This window comes from Sphingobium agri (genome assembly GCF_023051225.1).
Lineage (GTDB): Bacteria > Pseudomonadota > Alphaproteobacteria > Sphingomonadales > Sphingomonadaceae > Sphingobium > Sphingobium agri.
This window is the reverse complement of sequence record NZ_JALKHS010000018.1, coordinates 17,908-32,404: the sequence shown is the minus strand read 5'-3', so window position 1 is coordinate 32,404 and position 14,497 is coordinate 17,908. Positions and strand designations below refer to the sequence as shown.

General features: G+C 65.3%; 16 protein-coding genes. 12 read left to right on the top strand and 4 right to left on the bottom strand.

Annotated features, from left to right (window positions below):
* The first annotated feature begins 40 nt into the window (after positions 1 to 40).
* Together gshB and MU848_RS15730 are read left to right on the top strand one after the other, a co-directional pair.
* Positions 41 to 1,015 (top strand): glutathione synthase, encoded by a 975-nt coding sequence (gshB, locus tag MU848_RS15735; RefSeq protein WP_097090905.1) that lies wholly within the window; start codon positions 41 to 43, stop codon positions 1,013 to 1,015.
* A gap of 106 nt (positions 1,016 to 1,121) precedes the next feature.
* The gene (locus MU848_RS15730) at positions 1,122 to 1,721 is read left to right on the top strand and encodes a DedA family protein (protein WP_097092671.1); all 600 of its coding nucleotides are present in this window, start codon (positions 1,122 to 1,124) and stop codon (positions 1,719 to 1,721) included.
* 154 nt (positions 1,722 to 1,875) lie between these two features.
* Here MU848_RS15730 and MU848_RS15725 read toward each other — a convergent pair whose 3' ends face one another.
* Entirely contained in the window at positions 1,876 to 2,772 is an 897-nt protein-coding gene (locus MU848_RS15725) for a tyrosine recombinase XerC (RefSeq protein ID WP_247234060.1), read from the bottom strand.
* A 91-nt stretch (positions 2,773 to 2,863) separates the two neighbouring features.
* On the opposite strand from MU848_RS15725, the gene MU848_RS15720 reads away from it, so the two are divergent.
* The 5 genes from MU848_RS15720 (at position 2,864) to MU848_RS15700 (ending at position 7,240) form a co-directional block, all read left to right on the top strand.
* On the top strand, positions 2,864 to 3,742 hold the full coding sequence (locus tag MU848_RS15720) for an MBL fold metallo-hydrolase (RefSeq protein ID WP_247234058.1): 879 nt from the start codon (positions 2,864 to 2,866) through the stop codon (positions 3,740 to 3,742).
* Positions 3,727 to 4,446, top strand: a complete 720-nt coding sequence (locus MU848_RS15715) for a DUF4230 domain-containing protein (protein ID WP_247234056.1) — start codon at positions 3,727 to 3,729, stop codon at positions 4,444 to 4,446. Before MU848_RS15720 ends, MU848_RS15715 begins: the two co-directional genes overlap by 16 nt.
* A gap of 36 nt (positions 4,447 to 4,482) precedes the next feature.
* A complete protein-coding gene (gene nadA / locus MU848_RS15710; RefSeq protein ID WP_097090909.1) occupies positions 4,483 to 5,469 on the top strand; it encodes a quinolinate synthase NadA in 987 nt (328 codons plus the stop codon).
* A gap of 132 nt (positions 5,470 to 5,601) precedes the next feature.
* Positions 5,602 to 6,450: a carboxylating nicotinate-nucleotide diphosphorylase gene (gene nadC, locus MU848_RS15705; protein ID WP_247234054.1), complete on the top strand. Its 849-nt coding sequence runs from the start codon at positions 5,602 to 5,604 to the stop codon at positions 6,448 to 6,450.
* Positions 6,443 to 7,240 carry a ribonuclease T2 gene (locus tag MU848_RS15700; protein WP_247234052.1) on the top strand — a complete coding sequence of 266 codons (798 nt, stop codon included), beginning with the start codon at positions 6,443 to 6,445 and terminating at the stop codon, positions 7,238 to 7,240. The genes nadC and MU848_RS15700 overlap by 8 nt, the downstream gene beginning before the upstream one ends.
* Positions 7,241 to 7,246: 6 nt before the next feature.
* Here MU848_RS15700 and MU848_RS15695 read toward each other — a convergent pair whose 3' ends face one another.
* Both MU848_RS15695 and MU848_RS15690 read right to left on the bottom strand, forming a co-directional pair.
* On the bottom strand, positions 7,247 to 7,669 hold the full coding sequence (locus tag MU848_RS15695; protein WP_097090912.1) for a DUF4112 domain-containing protein: 423 nt from the start codon (positions 7,667 to 7,669) through the stop codon (positions 7,247 to 7,249).
* Positions 7,670 to 7,687: 18 nt separating this feature from the next.
* Entirely contained in the window at positions 7,688 to 9,139 is a 1,452-nt protein-coding gene (locus tag MU848_RS15690) for an ABC transporter substrate-binding protein (RefSeq protein ID WP_247234050.1), read from the bottom strand.
* Positions 9,140 to 9,355: 216 nt separating this feature from the next.
* Here MU848_RS15690 and MU848_RS15685 point away from each other — a divergent pair, with 216 nt between their 5' ends.
* The 3 genes from MU848_RS15685 to MU848_RS15675 are packed head-to-tail and all read left to right on the top strand — an operon-like array spanning position 9,356 to position 10,990.
* Positions 9,356 to 10,294 (top strand): right-handed parallel beta-helix repeat-containing protein, encoded by a 939-nt coding sequence (locus tag MU848_RS15685; protein ID WP_247234048.1) that lies wholly within the window; start codon positions 9,356 to 9,358, stop codon positions 10,292 to 10,294.
* A gap of 58 nt (positions 10,295 to 10,352) precedes the next feature.
* Positions 10,353 to 10,556, top strand: coding sequence for a hypothetical protein (locus MU848_RS15680; RefSeq protein ID WP_097090915.1), 204 nt, complete (start codon positions 10,353 to 10,355; stop codon positions 10,554 to 10,556).
* A 26-nt stretch (positions 10,557 to 10,582) separates the two neighbouring features.
* Complete coding sequence (locus MU848_RS15675; protein ID WP_247234046.1) at positions 10,583 to 10,990, top strand: hypothetical protein; 408 nt, start codon at positions 10,583 to 10,585, stop codon at positions 10,988 to 10,990.
* Between the two features lie 146 nt (positions 10,991 to 11,136).
* Here the strand turns inward: MU848_RS15675 and MU848_RS15670 are convergent, their stop codons facing one another.
* Positions 11,137 to 12,537 carry a helix-turn-helix domain-containing protein gene (locus MU848_RS15670; RefSeq protein WP_247234044.1) on the bottom strand — a complete coding sequence of 467 codons (1,401 nt, stop codon included), beginning with the start codon at positions 12,535 to 12,537 and terminating at the stop codon, positions 11,137 to 11,139.
* A 141-nt stretch (positions 12,538 to 12,678) separates the two neighbouring features.
* On the opposite strand from MU848_RS15670, the gene MU848_RS15665 reads away from it, so the two are divergent.
* Together MU848_RS15665 and MU848_RS15660 are read left to right on the top strand one after the other, a co-directional pair.
* Positions 12,679 to 14,271, top strand: coding sequence for an isocitrate lyase (locus tag MU848_RS15665; RefSeq protein WP_247234042.1), 1,593 nt, complete (start codon positions 12,679 to 12,681; stop codon positions 14,269 to 14,271).
* Between the two features lie 23 nt (positions 14,272 to 14,294).
* Positions 14,295 to 14,447 (top strand): hypothetical protein, encoded by a 153-nt coding sequence (locus tag MU848_RS15660; protein ID WP_247234040.1) that lies wholly within the window; start codon positions 14,295 to 14,297, stop codon positions 14,445 to 14,447.
* Positions 14,448 to 14,497 lie beyond the last annotated feature (50 nt).

Sequence of the window (14,497 nt, the reverse complement as noted above, 5' to 3'; positions counted from 1 at the left end):
GCTCTCGTCCGGTTCAGCCCGAACGGAGACGTAAAAGCAGATGACCGAACTCAACCCTCTCACCGTCGCCGTGCAGATGGACCCGATGGAAGGGATCAACATCAAGGGCGATTCCACCTTCCACATCATGCTGGCGGGGCAGGCGAGGGGGCACCGGCTATACCATTATCTCGCGCCCGACCTTACCTATCGCGACGGCCGCGTGCTGGCAAAGGCGCGCCCAGTGAAGGTGCAGAAGGTGGACGGCGACCATTTCGCCTTTGGTGAGCCGGAAATGCTCGACCTCGGCCGCGACGTCGATGTCGTGCTGATGCGGCAGGACCCGCCCTTTGACCTGAGCTACATCACCGCCACTCATCTGCTGGAGCGGGTGCAGGCGGAAACGCTGGTGGTGAATGATCCCGCCGCCGTCCGCAATGCGCCGGAAAAGCTGTTCGTGCTCGATTATGCCCGCTTCATGCCGCCCACGATGATCACCCGCGACCTGGCCGAGGTGAAGAGCTTCCTTGCCGAACATGGCGAGATCGTCGTCAAGCCGCTCTACGGCAATGCGGGCAACGCGGTCTTCCATGTCGGGCAATCGGGCGCGAACCTTTCGGCGCTGGTGGAACTGTTCAACGCTTCGTGGGTCGAGCCCTTCATGGTTCAGGCTTTCATTCCCGGCGTGGCGCAAGGCGACAAGCGCATCGTCCTGATCGACGGAGACATCGCAGGCGCGATCAACCGCATTCCCGGCGCAGGTGAAATCCGCTCCAACCTCGCGGTGGGCGGATCGGCGGCGAAGACGGAGCTGACCGACCGCGAGCTGGAGATCTGCGCGGCCATGGGCCCGGAACTCAAACGGCGCGGGCTGCTGTTCGTCGGCATCGACGTGATCGGCGGCGAATGGCTGACGGAGATCAACGTGACATCGCCCACCGGCATCGTGTCGATCGACGCGTTCAACGGGACGGATACGGGCGGCATGATCTGGGACGCGATCGACGCGCGCCTCGCCGAGCGGGTGGCTGCCTGATCAGAATGGCGCAGCGTGCTCCTGCGAAGGCAGGAGCCCAGGCCCCCCGGTCGAACTGGGCTCCTGCCTTCGCAGGAGCACGTAACAGTGCCGGGCGGCCTGTCGCATGACTGACTGGGTCCTCCACCTCATCGACGCGGGCGGCTATTGGGGCATCTTCCTCCTCATGGTGCTCGAAAATGTCTTCCCGCCCGTGCCGTCCGAACTCATCATGGGCATCGGCGGCATCCGGGTGGGGCAGGGCCGGATGGCGATGGAGTGGCTGCTGCTGGCGGGCACCATCGGCACCACCGTCGGCAATTATTTCTGGTATCTGGTCGGGCACATATTGGGCTTTCATCGCCTCAAGCCGCTGGTCGACCGCTATGGCCGCTGGGCCACGCTGGAATGGCGGGACGTGGAGAAGCTCGACCATATTTTCGGCAAATATGGTCAGATTGTCGTGTTCGTCTTTCGCTTCCTGCCCGCCTTCCGCACGATGATATCGCTCCCCGCCGGGCTGTTCCGCATGGGGCATGTCCGCTTTCTCGCCTGGACGGCGGGCGGGGCGCTGATCTGGAATATCATCCTGGCCTATGCGGGCTATCTGCTGGGTCAGAATTTTCGTGATATCGATAAATATGTAGGGCCCGTGGCGACGGCCTGTGTCGTCGGGGCGGTGATATTGTACCTCTGGCGCTTGGCGACCTGGAAGCCGAGGGGGTAGCGCTATTCCCCCTCCCGCAGGCGGGAGGGGGTTAGGGGGTGGGCGCGAGCGGAGCGAGCTTCGACCTAGCCGTTGGATAATGCCTCTGGCGTCGCGCCAGCCCACCCCTAACCCCTCCCGCCTGCGGGAGGGGAATATGTGTCCGCCCGCCCCCTCAAGCCCGGGGATGCGCATTCCGATACACATCCAGCAAATGCGCCGCATCCACCTGCGTATAGATTTGCGTCGAGGAGAGGCTCGCATGCCCCAGCAGTTCCTGGAGCGACCGCAAGTCCGCCCCGCGCCCAAGCAAATGCGTCGCGAAACTGTGCCGCAGCGCATGCGGCGTCGTCCGATCCGACAGCCCCAGCCGCCCCCGCGCGCCCTGCACCGCCCGCCGGATCAAGGCCGCCGACAATGGCCCGCCGCGCGCGCCACGGAACAAGGGCTCGCCACGGCCAGCCGGATAGGGACAGGCCGCCACATAAGCCTCGATCGCCGCCCGCACCTGCGGCAGCAGCGGCACTTGTCGGCTCTTGCCACGCTTGCCCGTCACCCGCAGCGTATCGCCAAGCGGCAGGACATCGCCCATCAGCCCCATGGCTTCGCCAATGCGCAGCCCCGCGCCGTACAGCAGCAGCAGAACCGCCCAATCGCGTGCGCCGATCCACCCCTCGCGCGCGGTTTCGGCAATATCCTGCGCCAGCGCCACCGCCTCGTCAGGCGAAATCGGTCGGGGCAGGCCGCGCTTCACCTTCGGGCCTTTCAGCACAGGGACCCGCGCATCCTCGCCGCCGATGAACTTCAGGAAGCCGCGCACCGCCGACAATTCCCGCGCCGCCGACACATTGCCGATGCCGTCCATCCGCCGCGCCGTCAGGAAGGCGCGGAGATCGGCCTGTTCCACGCTCTGCAACAGGGCCGCCGTTGCCGCCTCGCCGCGATGTTCTTCGAGGAAGGCGATCAGCCGCTCCGCCGTCGCCATATAGGCGCGCACCGTATGCGTGGAGCGCCGCCGGTCCAGCGCCAGATGCCGACGCCATCCTTCAACCATGTCTCTGCCCGCGCTCATGACCTGAATTCTAGGCCAGGACTTGCCCGAACGGAATCCCTTACCACGCACCGGACCTTGAAAATCCGCGCCAGATGGGCACATGAGGCGCATGGCAACCGCTCCTGACATGGCCGACATGCCCACCGGCACGCTGCTGCAGATTGCGCCGCGCATCGGCCGCGTCCTCGCGCCCAATCCGTCGCCCTTCACCTATACGGGCACGCAGACCTATCTGATCGGCACGACCGACCTCGCCGTCATCGATCCGGGGCCGGAGGATGAAGCGCATCTGGGCGCATTGCTTGCCGCCATCGGCGACCGGCCCGTCCGGGCGATCCTCTGCACCCACACCCATCGCGACCACAGCCCCGCCGCCGCGCCGCTTTCGGCGCAGACCGGGGCGGCTGTGATCGGTTGCGCGCCGCTCGTTCTGGACGATGACGGCCCGCGAGCGGACGCCGCGTTCGACCCGACCTATAGTCCGGACCGCATCCTTGGCGACGGCGAACAGGTGTCGGGGGAAGGCTGGACGCTCGAAGCGCTGGCGACGCCTGGCCACACCTCCAACCATCTCTGTTTCGCGCTGCTGGAGGAAAATGCGCTGTTCACCGGCGATCATGTGATGGGCTGGTCGACCAGCGTCATCTCGCCGCCGGACGGCGACATGGCCGACTATATGCGATCGATGCAGCGCCTGCTCGACCGGCAGGATGCTATCTATTATCCCGCCCATGGTGAGCCGGTGCAGAACCCGCAGCGGCTGGTGCGCGGCATGATGGGCCATCGCAAGCAGCGCGAAGGCCAGATCGTCCGCTTCCTTGAGCGCAACGGCGCGTCACAGATCCCCGCCATGGTGGCGGAGATGTACAAGGGCGTTGATCCGCGCCTCTATTCGGCGGCGGGACGATCGGTCCTTGCCCATCTGATCGACCTCGACGGGCGCGGCATTGCCGCTGCGGCGGAGGATGGCCGATGGCGGTTGCGCTGAACAGGTTTGGGACGCCCATCCTTGCCGCCCTGCTGGTCCTGATGATCGGCGGCGCGCTGCTGCTCGGCTTGCGCAGCTATGACCGCGATTATGTGGTCAGCGTCGAGGATGATGGGTCGGCCGTCACGAAGATCATCGCGGACCGCTTTGCGGGCGCGTCGAGCCTCAAGGTGTCCGAAATGTCCGGGACGATCCAGAGCACGGCGCGCGACGTGCGCGGCTTTGGCTTGCTGAAGTCGGATCAGGTCGTGAAGATGCCCTTTTCCGTGGATTATTTCATCGACGTCAGCCGCATCGGCGCGGACGATCTGGAATGGAATGCCGACAGCCGCACGCTGATCGTCAACGCACCGGACGTGAAGCCCGCCAAGCCCAATGTCGATGAGGCGGCAAGGACGCTGGTGCGCACCAGCGGCCTGTTCGTCACTCGGCAGGCGGGCGAGGAATTGAGCCGCCGTGTGTCCGCCCATGCGCAGGGCCGGGCCGAGCAGGAGGCGCGCTCTCCCGCCCGCATGGCGCGCGCCCGGGAATATGGCCGCGCCGCGCTCGCAAAGCTGATGGCGGCGCCACTGGAAGCGGCCGGGCAGGGTGGCGCGCGGGTGATCGTCACCTTCCCGGCGGAGCGCGCTGGCGACAATCGCGACCAATGGGACGTTACGACGCCGATCAATGAGGTACTGGCCAACCGCCGCGCCGCCCGCTAGGGGCGCGCAGGGCAAGGCCCGTGAGGAGTTAGGGACATGAACGCCATCACTGGAATTCCGCAGGGGACTGACCTGCGCGCGGAGATCGACCGGCTGCGCAAGGAACGCAACGCCGTCATCCTCGGCCACTACTACCAGAAGCCGGAAATTCAGGACCTGTCCGACTTTGTCGGCGACTCCCTTGAGCTATCGCGCAAGGCGGCGGAAACCGACGCCGATGTCATCGCCTTTTGCGGCGTGCGCTTCATGGCCGAAACCGCGAAGATATTGAGCCCGGAAAAGATCGTCGTCCTGCCCGACATGGACGCCGGCTGCTCCCTTGAGGACAGCTGCCCGCCCGCCCAGTTCAAGGCGTTTCGCGAGGCGCATCCCGATCATATCGCCTTGAGCTACATCAACTGCTCGGCCGAGGTGAAGGCGCTGTCCGACATCATCGTCACCAGCTCGTCCGCCGAAACCATCCTGTCCCAGATCCCGCGCGACCAGAAGATCATCTTCGGTCCCGACAAGCATCTGGGCGGTTATCTGAAGCGCAAGTTCAACCGCGACATGCTGCTGTGGCCGGGCGTCTGCATCGTCCATGAGGCGTTCAGCGAGACCGAGCTGCTCAAGCTCAAGGCCCAGCATCCCGACGCGCCGATCGCCGCGCACCCGGAATGCCCACCCTATATCGTCGACCATGCCGATTATGTCGGTTCGACCAGCGGCATCCTGCAATATGCCAAGACGATGACCGGCGACACGCTGATCGTCGCGACCGAACCGCACATCATCCACCAGATGCGCAAGGCGGTGCCGGAAAAGAATTTCATCGGCGCGCCCGGTGCCGACGGCAACTGCAACTGCAACGTGTGCCCCTACATGGCGCTCAACACGATGGAAAAGCTCTACCTCGCGCTGCGCGACCTCCAGCCCCGCATCGAGATGGAGGAAGGCCTGCGCCTCGCCGCCAAGAAGAGCCTCGACCGGATGCTGGAACTCGCCAGCGGCACGGTGGGCAAGGGCGACGTGGGCAACCGCTAAGTTTCTGTTACCGAACAATAATCCGTTCGGGCTGAGCCTGTCGAAGCCCCTTTCCTGGCAAGGAGGGAGAGCCCTTCGACAGGCTCAGGGCGAACGGGGTCAAAATTTCATCTGGACCCTAAGGGGATTTCCATGACCTTCACCTTGCCCGGCTTCGACCTCGACGCCTTCATCGCCTCCACCCTCGCCGAGGATCTCGGCCCTGACGGCCGCGACGTCACGAGCGAGGCCGTCATTCCCGCCGATGCGATCTTCGAAGGGGTGATGGACAGCCGCGACGCGGTGACGCTGGCGGGGCTCCCTATTGCCGCCGCCTTCTTCCGTACGCTCGACCCGGAGGTGGAGATCGAGCTGCTCCGCCAGGACGGCGATCGCGTTGCGGCGGGCACCGACATCATGCGCATCCGGGGCAAGGCGCGCGCCATGCTGACGGCGGAGCGTTCCGCGCTCAACACCGTCCAGCACCTGACCGGCATCGCCACCATGACCCGCGCCTATGTCGATGCGATCATGGGCACCGGCGCGACGCTGCTCGACACGCGCAAGACCATCCCCGGCCTGCGCGTGCTGGAAAAATATGCGACGCGGCAGGGCGGCGCGACCAATCACCGCATGGGCCTGTGGGACGCGGCGATGATCAAGGACAATCATATCGCGGTCGCAGGATCGGTCGAGGAAGCCGTCCGCCGCGCCACCGCCGCGAGGATCGAGCGCATCATCGTCGAAGTCGACCGCGTCGACCAGATCGAACCCGCGCTCGCCGCGGGGGCCACGCACCTGCTGCTCGACAATATGGACGCGCCCACCCTGCGCGGCGCGGTCACGCTGGTGGGAGGCCGCGTACCGACCGAAGCCTCGGGCGGCGTCACGCTCCAGACCATCCGCGCCAAGGCGGAAACCGGCGTCACCTATATCAGCGTCGGCCGCCTGACTCAGTCCGCCCCCGCCGCCGACATCGGCCTGGACTTCGCCTTTGCATAAAGGGCTGCTGGCCCTGCTCCTGCTCGCCGCGCCAGCCCCCGCGCTGGCGCAGGCGGCTTATTGTTCGATCCCGCAGCAAGTTCCCCGCCCGCGCATCGAACTGCCGCCGTCCAACGAGCCGCGCCGCCTGATCCCAATCGCTGGCTACACGCTCGCGCTCAGCTGGTCCCCGCAATATTGCGCCACCGCGCGAGGCGGCGACAGCGCGTTCCAGTGCGGCGGGCGCAACGGCAAGTTCGGCTTCATCCTGCACGGCCTCTGGCCTGAGGGGACAGGGCGCGACTGGCCGCAATATTGCCGCGCCGCCGATCTTTTGCCTCGGCAAGTCATCCGCCAGAATCTCTGCGTTACGCCGTCTGCCCAGCTGCTCCAGCATGAATGGGCCAAGCATGGCAGCTGCATGACGACGCGGCCGGAGCTCTATTTCAACCTCGCCCGCGCCTTGTACGAGGGCATCCGCTATCCCGACATGGCTCAACTGGCCCGGCGCGACACACTCACCGTCAAGCAGTTCACCGCCGCGTTCGCCCGCGCGAACAAGGGGCTTTCGCCCGGCATGATCCGGGTAAAGACCGCGCGTGGCGGCTGGCTGAGCGAAGTCTCGCTCTGCATGGACCGCGCGATGGATTATGCCCGCTGCCCCGCCAGTCAGCGCGGTGCGCCCGAAGCGGCGAGCTTGCGCATCCGGCCCGGCCCCAACATCCTGCCGCCCAAGGCCCGCGCCGCACCTGCCCGCCGCCCGGCGCTCAAGCTGGACCTTGATCCCAACGCGCAAATCCCCTCCGACTAACGCCGCCTAGGCGTCGATCGTCACCGTCGAAGGATGATGCTTGTCCAGATGCTTGCGGATGATCCGCAGGTTCTTCGTATTGGACTTGAACAGAAAATCGAACACATCGCCCGCGAACGGGATCGCGCCCACCAGCGTGTCGAACCCGACATTGGCCGCCATCCGGGTCAGCTGCCATTTCGGCATGCCGAGGTTGCGCGCTTCCCACACGATCCAGGCACCCATGGCCGCAGTAGCGATGTCGCCGACAACCGGGATCAGGCCGACCAGGCTATCAAGTCCCACGCGCCGATTCGTGCCGGGGATGACGAACATCCCCTCCAGCATCGCTTCCATCGCCTCGATCCGCCGCCGCACGGACGCAGGATCGCGGCCAAAGCCCGGCATGTCCCGCACCATCCGGTCGAACTGGTCCTGCGATAACGCCATGGCTGATCCTCCTGGCCCCTAATTGGTGCTGCGAAAGAGATGGTTCAATGGATGCCGCGCACGAGGCGATGGCATGAAGCCGGTCAGCCGCCGCGTAACCAGCGACCAGCGGACAGGCGCGCCGAGCGCAATATAGCCGTTATGCGCCTGCATCAGCGCCTCGGCCTGCGCCACCCGCGCCATCCGCTCTGCCGCGCTGGTCGCGAGACTTGCCGCGTGCAACTGCGCATTGGCCTCTTGCGAACAATGCACCTTCCGCGCGCAGCCCACCCGGCCGAGATACCAGAGCACGCTGTCATAAGCGGCGACCTCATCGATCAAGCGCAGGTCGGCGTCCGCCTTCATCCCCACCCGCTCGGCATCAAGGCCGATCAGCCCCAGGTCATGGCGAATGAGCGCGAACAGGCTGGTCGCGCCCGGTCCTTCGGGCAATGCCACGCGCAGCGGCGGCGGATCGCCATTGTCGCTGCGCCAGCGGCGGATGACGGCGCTTGCCGCTGCACGCCGGTCATCCAGCGAAAGCCCCGGCCAATCCGGTGCCGTAGGCATGCGCGGCAGGTCCATCTGCGCAGGCACGATCTGCTCGGTGATCGCCCACCCCCCCAAGGGGAAGAGGATCGGCAACTGGCTGCGGTCGATCGCCATGTTGATCGCCCGCCGCACGCCGTCATCGTCGAGCAGCTTGCCCTTGCCCGTCACCGCGAAGCCCAGCAGCCCCTGCACCGGATCGACCCGCACGGCATCGCGGTCCACGCCTGCGGGCACCAGCAGCGGAAGATCGGCGAAGCGCCCGCCCAGCACTGCCTCCGCCCTGCCTTCACGGAAGCGGATGATCGCCAGCGCCGCCCGTTCCGCGCGCAGGATACGCGTTTCCCAGCCCGCCGCCTTCGCTTCCTCGCCCTCTTCGCCGTTGCTTGCCCTGTCGACCGGCGTCAGGATCAGCGCCTTGCCCCATTTTTCGCGCCGGTAGGGGCCAGTGCCGCCCTGGCGCGACAACAGGCCCATCTGCGGCTGCGCCAGCATCTGCAACAAATAGGGCCGAGGCTGGGACAGGCGGATTTCGATCACCTCGCCGGTCATCGGCACGACCGCCTCCACCGCGTCCAGCGGCCCGTCGGGGTCAAGCCGCCGCAACGCATCGATCCGGGCGGTCAGCAGCCGTGTGACATCGCCCGCCGTCACCTTCGACCCGTCGGGCCATTCGGCACGGCGCAGGCGGAAGATATAGCTTCGCCCATTCTCCTCGACGATCCACCGCTGGGCGAGCGCGGGCAAGATCTCGCCGCTCGCGTCGAAGGCCACCAGTCCCTGCGCCGTCGCCTCCAGCATCAGCTTCGCGCCGGGGTCCGGCAGGTTTTCGAGCGGCTTGGAAAAGTCGGCGGGCGATCCGATCACGCTCACCGTCACGGGCCCGCTCGCCTCCTGTGAGCAGCCCGCGATCATCGCGGCCGTGCCCAGAAGGACAGCCATGGATCGAAGCAGGGGAGCAGCCACGGTCATTCTTATGACTGGCTTAGGGTCAATGGCGGTGAAGTTGAAGCATGTACATGCATTAAAGCGGCTCGGGCGCGCGCCGTTCCCGTCGGCCTAGGAAGATAGGCCCTTATCTCACCTGTCCCGGAACAGGATTTTGTTAACCACGACTCCGCATTGGCCGCTCTGCCTGCCGCGCCTATGTCTTTGGATATGCGCATCCTGTCCACGATCCTGCTCGTTTCCGCCGCCGCTGGCGCCGCTGCCCTGGCGCAAGGGATGCCGACGCCCTTTACCGTGGCGGAAAGCGGGCGCGGCTACAGCGCGCTCAAGGATGCGGTGGCGGCGATCGGCAATGGCAAGGGCACGATCCTGATCGCGCCCGGCACCTATGCCCAATGCGCGGTGCAGCAGGGCGGCGACGTCGCCTTCCGCGCCCAGGCGCCGGGCAGCGTCATTCTCGACGGCGTGCCGTGCGAGGGCAAGGCGGCGCTGGTGCTGCGTGGCCGGTCGAGCAGCATCGATGGCATCATCTTCCAGAATCTGCGCGTGCCGGACGGCAATGGCGCGGGCATCCGGCTGGAAAGCGGCAACCTCACCGTCACCAACAGCCTGTTCCGCAACAGCGAACAGGGCATATTGAGCGGCGATGCGCCGGGCAACAGCGTCACCATCGACAAATCCACCTTCCGCCATCTTGGCCGGTGCGACCGTGATCTGGATTGCGCCCATGGCATCTATATCGGCCGTTATGGCAGCCTGAAGGTCACGCGCTCGCGCTTCGACCAGGGCGATGGCGGCCATTATCTGAAAACCCGCACGGCGCGCGTCACGATCACCGGCAACAGTTTCGACGACAGCCATGGCCATCTCACCAACTATATGATCGACCTCTCCAACGGCGCGAGCGGAGAGATCAGCGGCAATGAAATGGTGCAGGGCCGGGACAAGGACAATCACAGCGCCTTCATCACCGTCGCACCCGAAGGGCGCGAACATGACAGCAGCGGCCTTTCGATCACCGGCAACAGCGCATCTTTCGTGCCTGGACTGCAACGGGGCAGCAGCTTCGTCGCCAACTTCACCGCTGACCCGGTGAAGATCGGTGCGAATCGGTTGGCGGGCGGCATCAAGGTCACGGATCGCCGCTGACTGGCCCTCCGCTGACCGGCCGTCTTGCGCGCGGCAAAGCCGGAACCGATAATGCGGCATGCGCACGACCTATGATTCCGCCACCGTCCGCCTCTATCATTTGAGCGACAGCGAAGAAGGCGGCGCCGCCACGACGCTTTTTTACGGCCCGTTAAGCGAAGCCGTGCATATCGCGCAGCAACAGCCCGAAGAGATTCAGGACGGGCTTTTCATCGCCACCGACAATGATGTGGTTGCCTGGTTGGATTTGCGGGGGGACTGACGAGCCCTTCGAAGTAGGAGGGATAGATGCGCAAGTTGGATGGCTTTTTCGAAGTCCGCTATGACAGCGATCGCAACCTCCTGCTTATCTCCACTTTCGGCTTCTGGAATCTGGATGTGGTCGATCAGTTCGGTCGCGCTATAGCCGATGTCATGCGCACCGCTGATCCCCTGTGTGATACTCTCGTCAACAGCCGCACGGAAATCCACTCGGCGGAAGTTAGCGAAGCGCTGGGCCGCCTCGCTTATTCTCACAAGGATTCAGAATCGGGCCGGATCGCCGTCGTCTCGCCTTCGATGCTGCTGCGCATGCAGACCAAGCGGTTGGAGAATGTCATCACCAGCTACGGCTATTTCGCAACCGAACAGGAAGCCCTCGACTGGCTCGCGACACCTGCCGAAGCGGCGGCGTCGCCGACCCGCGCCGCTGGCTGAGGCGATCATCAGCGCCTTCAGTGCGCGACCATGATGTGATCGTCACCCCGGACTTGATCCGGGGTCTCGCTTTTCTGGACGCTGCGAGGCAGTCGAACCCGGATCAAGTCCGGGAGCGACGGAAACGGGGGCTTAAAGGCTGATATTCACCCATCCGCAAAGCCGAACGGCGTATAGCCACGGCGGAAATCCTCCGGCAGCATTTCACGGCCGATCGGCGGCGCTGACCGCGCCATGCACTGGTTCCGGTGGCACAGGCGGCATGTGAGCCCGATGGGCGTCGGCTCGGACGGCCCCATTCCCTGCGTGTAGATCAGCCGATGGGCATGGTCCGCGGCGCAGGCGAGCGCAATCGCCCGCTCGACGCGCGGCGCGCCCCAGCCGCCACCGCCAGCAGTCACCCTGCGCGCAATCGAAAAGAAACGCTGTCCATCGGGCAGCTCCAGCCATTGCGTCACGACTTCGTCCGGACGCTCGAACACATGATGGATCGACCAGAGCGGGCATGATCCGCCATGGCGGGCAAAGGGAAAGCCCGCGCCGTCCAGCCGCTTGCTGATATTGCCCGCCTTGTCGACGCGCAGGAAAAAGAAGGGCACCCGTTCCTGCCCCGGCTTCTGCAGGGTGGTCAGCCGATGCGCCGTCTGTTCAAAGCTCGTCCCGAACTGCCGGGCCAGCGCCTCGACATCGTAGCGTCGTGCCTCCACTGCCTTGGCGAAGCTGCCATAGGGCATCAGGATGGCCGCCGCGCCATAATTGGCGAGGCCCTGGCGCGCGAGTTGCCGCCCGCTCGCGCTCGAAAACTGCCCGTCCTTCAGCAGCGTCTCCATTTCGCCGCGCATTTCCAGATAGGCGATCTGGATCGCCAGCTGGAACGCGGTGCTTGGTCCGTCCAGCGCGTCATTGACCAGCACCGCGTCGCGATGCCGGTCCAGCCTGCGCATTGATCCCGCCATCACGTCGGGCGGCAGGCGGCGGATGCGCAGGCCATGTTTGCTCTTCAGCCACGCTGCCGTGCCGCCTGCCTGCTCGATATCCGCCGCCAGCCGTTCGCCCGCATCGTCAAGCGGCGGGAAGCTGTTGCGCCGCGCGCCCAGGAACCGGCGGGCATCGGCCGAAGGATCGGGGGCCTGCTCCGCTGCTTGCGTGCGATCGCTGCTTCGGTCCGCCAGTGCCAGCTGCTCTTCCCGATAGGCGGTGTGCAGCCGCAGCAGCGCTTCGCTGAACCCCGGATAGTTGATCGCGACATCCTGCATGGCGAGCGCGGGCAGGTCGATGTCTGCGAACATCGGGTCCTTCAGCACCGCCTGCAGCCGCGCCGTCTGCTCCGCGCCGCCGTCTCCCGCCAGTTCGCTCATGTCCATCCGGTAGGTACGCGCCAGCCGCAGCAGCATGTCGGCGGTCAGGGGCCGCTGGTTGCGCTCCAGCAGCGCGACATAGGATGCGGATATCTCGAGGTCCGCCGCCATGTCCGACTGCGTCAGCCCCAGCTCCCGCCGCAGCCGCCGCAAGCGCGGGCCCATATAGACGGGACGATCCTTGGCCATGGGTGCGGGGCTCCTGTGCAGACCTTACAACTATACAGAAGAAGTTTGTAAAGATCGACAACTGAACCGCACGACCCCTCCCGGCCCGGCCCGCCTTCCCCCAAAACGCGTTCAACTCGCTACTTCATTCAGGGGATTTCCATGACCTACGCCCAACAGATCACCCGCGCTTCCTCGCTCCTGAGCGACGAGCCAAACTGGAACGGCATCGCTGCCGACTCGGTCGCCCGCATGCGCCTCCAGAACCGTTTCCCCACCGGCCTCGACATCGCGCGCCACACCGCCGCTATCATGCGCCGCGACATGGCCGCCTATGATGCCGATCCCGCTAACTACACCCAGTCGCTGGGCTGCTGGCACGGCTTCATCGGCCAGCAGAAGATGATCAGCATCAAAAAGCATTTCGGCACCACCAAGGGCAAATATCTCTACCTGTCGGGCTGGATGGTCGCGGCGCTGCGTTCCGAATTCGGCCCGCTCCCGGACCAGTCGATGCATGAAAAGACCAGCGTTCCCGCGCTGATCGCGGAACTCTACACCTTCCTGCGTCAGGCTGACGCCCGCGAACTTGGCATGCTGTTCCGCGACCTCGACAAGGCGCGCGAGGCGGGCAACGAGGTTGAGGTCCATCGCCTCACCACGGCGATCGACAATCACGAAACCCACATCGTCCCGATCATTGCCGACATCGACGCCGGATTCGGCAATGCCGAGGCGACCTATCTCCTCGCCAAGAAGATGATCGAGGCAGGCGCCTGCGCGCTCCAGATCGAGAATCAGGTTTCGGACGAAAAGCAGTGCGGCCATCAGGACGGCAAGGTCACGGTTCCGCACGAGGACTTCCTCGCGAAGATCCGCGCCTGCCGCTACGCCTTTCTGGAGCTCGGCATCGACGATGGCATCATCGTCGCTCGCACCGATTCGTTGGGCGCGGGCCTCACCAAGCAGATCGCCTTCAGCCGCGAGCCCGGCGACCTTGGCGACCAGTATAACAGCTTCCTTGATGTGGAAGAGGTCGCCGACCTGTCCACCCTGCGCGGCGATGTCGTCATAGCCCGCGACGGCAAGCTGCTGCGGCCCAAGCGTCTGGCTTCCAACCTCTTCCAGTTCCGCCCCGGCACGGGCGAGGATCGCGTCGTGCTGGACTGCATCACCTCGCTTCAGAACGGCGCGGACTTGCTGTGGATCGAAACCGAAAAGCCGCATGTCGAACAGATCGCCGCCATGGTCGATCGCATCCGCGAGGTCGTCCCCAATGCCAAGCTGGTCTACAACAATTCGCCCAGCTTCAACTGGACGCTGAACTTCCGTTGCCAAGTGTTCGACCGCTGGCAGGCCGAGGGCAGGGACGTGTCTGCCTATGATCGCGCCCGGTTGATGAGCGCGGACTATGACGCCACCGACCTTGGCCGCGAGGCTGATGAAAAGATCCGCACCTTTCAGAGGGACGCCGCGGCGCGGGCGGGCATCTTCCATCACCTCATCACGCTGCCGACCTATCACACGGCTGCATTGTCGACCGACAATCTGGCGCGGGACTATTTCGGCGAGGCCGGGATGCTCGGCTATGTCGAGGGCGTCCAGCGCCGCGAAATCCGCGAAGGCATTGCCTGCGTGAAGCACCAGAATATGGCGGGCAGCGACATCGGCGACGATCACAAGGAATATTTCGCTGGCGAGGCGGCGCTGAAGGCTGGCGGCGCGCACAACACGATGAACCAGTTTGCGGCCTGAGCTTCGAGAGAAGGAGGAAGGAAATGACTGAACCTGCAAGATCCCGCGCGGTTTTCTCGACCGAGGATTTCTCGCTGCTGAGGATCGCCGTGGCGGAATATCTTCAGAAGGTGAAGGACACGCCGGATTCGGTGAAGTTCGCCAACCTCTATCACCGGCTCGGCCGCTTGCGCTGATTGCCGTTGCCGGTGACAGGGAGCCCGCCGCCGACGGCTCTCGGCGGCGG

Excerpts from the sequence above, each read along its gene's own strand:
- MU848_RS15675 (WP_247234046.1), top strand. The coding sequence starts at position 10,583 with ATGCGCAAGTTGGATGGCTTTTTCGAAGTCCGCTATGACAGCGATCGC.
- MU848_RS15690 (WP_247234050.1), bottom strand. The coding sequence starts at position 9,139 with ATGGCTGTCCTTCTGGGCACGGCCGCGATGATCGCGGGCTGCTCACAG.
- MU848_RS15715 (WP_247234056.1), top strand. The coding sequence starts at position 3,727 with ATGGCGGTTGCGCTGAACAGGTTTGGGACGCCCATCCTTGCCGCCCTG.
- MU848_RS15670 (WP_247234044.1), bottom strand. The coding sequence starts at position 12,537 with ATGGCCAAGGATCGTCCCGTCTATATGGGCCCGCGCTTGCGGCGGCTG.
- MU848_RS15695 (WP_097090912.1), bottom strand. The coding sequence starts at position 7,669 with ATGGCGTTATCGCAGGACCAGTTCGACCGGATGGTGCGGGACATGCCG.
- MU848_RS15685 (WP_247234048.1), top strand. The coding sequence starts at position 9,356 with ATGCGCATCCTGTCCACGATCCTGCTCGTTTCCGCCGCCGCTGGCGCC.
- MU848_RS15660 (WP_247234040.1), top strand. The coding sequence starts at position 14,295 with ATGACTGAACCTGCAAGATCCCGCGCGGTTTTCTCGACCGAGGATTTC.
- MU848_RS15720 (WP_247234058.1), top strand. The coding sequence starts at position 2,864 with ATGGCAACCGCTCCTGACATGGCCGACATGCCCACCGGCACGCTGCTG.
- nadC (WP_247234054.1), top strand. The coding sequence starts at position 5,602 with ATGACCTTCACCTTGCCCGGCTTCGACCTCGACGCCTTCATCGCCTCC.
- gshB (WP_097090905.1), top strand. The coding sequence starts at position 41 with ATGACCGAACTCAACCCTCTCACCGTCGCCGTGCAGATGGACCCGATG.
- MU848_RS15725 (WP_247234060.1), bottom strand. The coding sequence starts at position 2,772 with ATGAGCGCGGGCAGAGACATGGTTGAAGGATGGCGTCGGCATCTGGCG.
- MU848_RS15730 (WP_097092671.1), top strand. The coding sequence starts at position 1,122 with ATGACTGACTGGGTCCTCCACCTCATCGACGCGGGCGGCTATTGGGGC.
- nadA (WP_097090909.1), top strand. The coding sequence starts at position 4,483 with ATGAACGCCATCACTGGAATTCCGCAGGGGACTGACCTGCGCGCGGAG.
- MU848_RS15665 (WP_247234042.1), top strand. The coding sequence starts at position 12,679 with ATGACCTACGCCCAACAGATCACCCGCGCTTCCTCGCTCCTGAGCGAC.
- MU848_RS15680 (WP_097090915.1), top strand. The coding sequence starts at position 10,353 with ATGCGCACGACCTATGATTCCGCCACCGTCCGCCTCTATCATTTGAGC.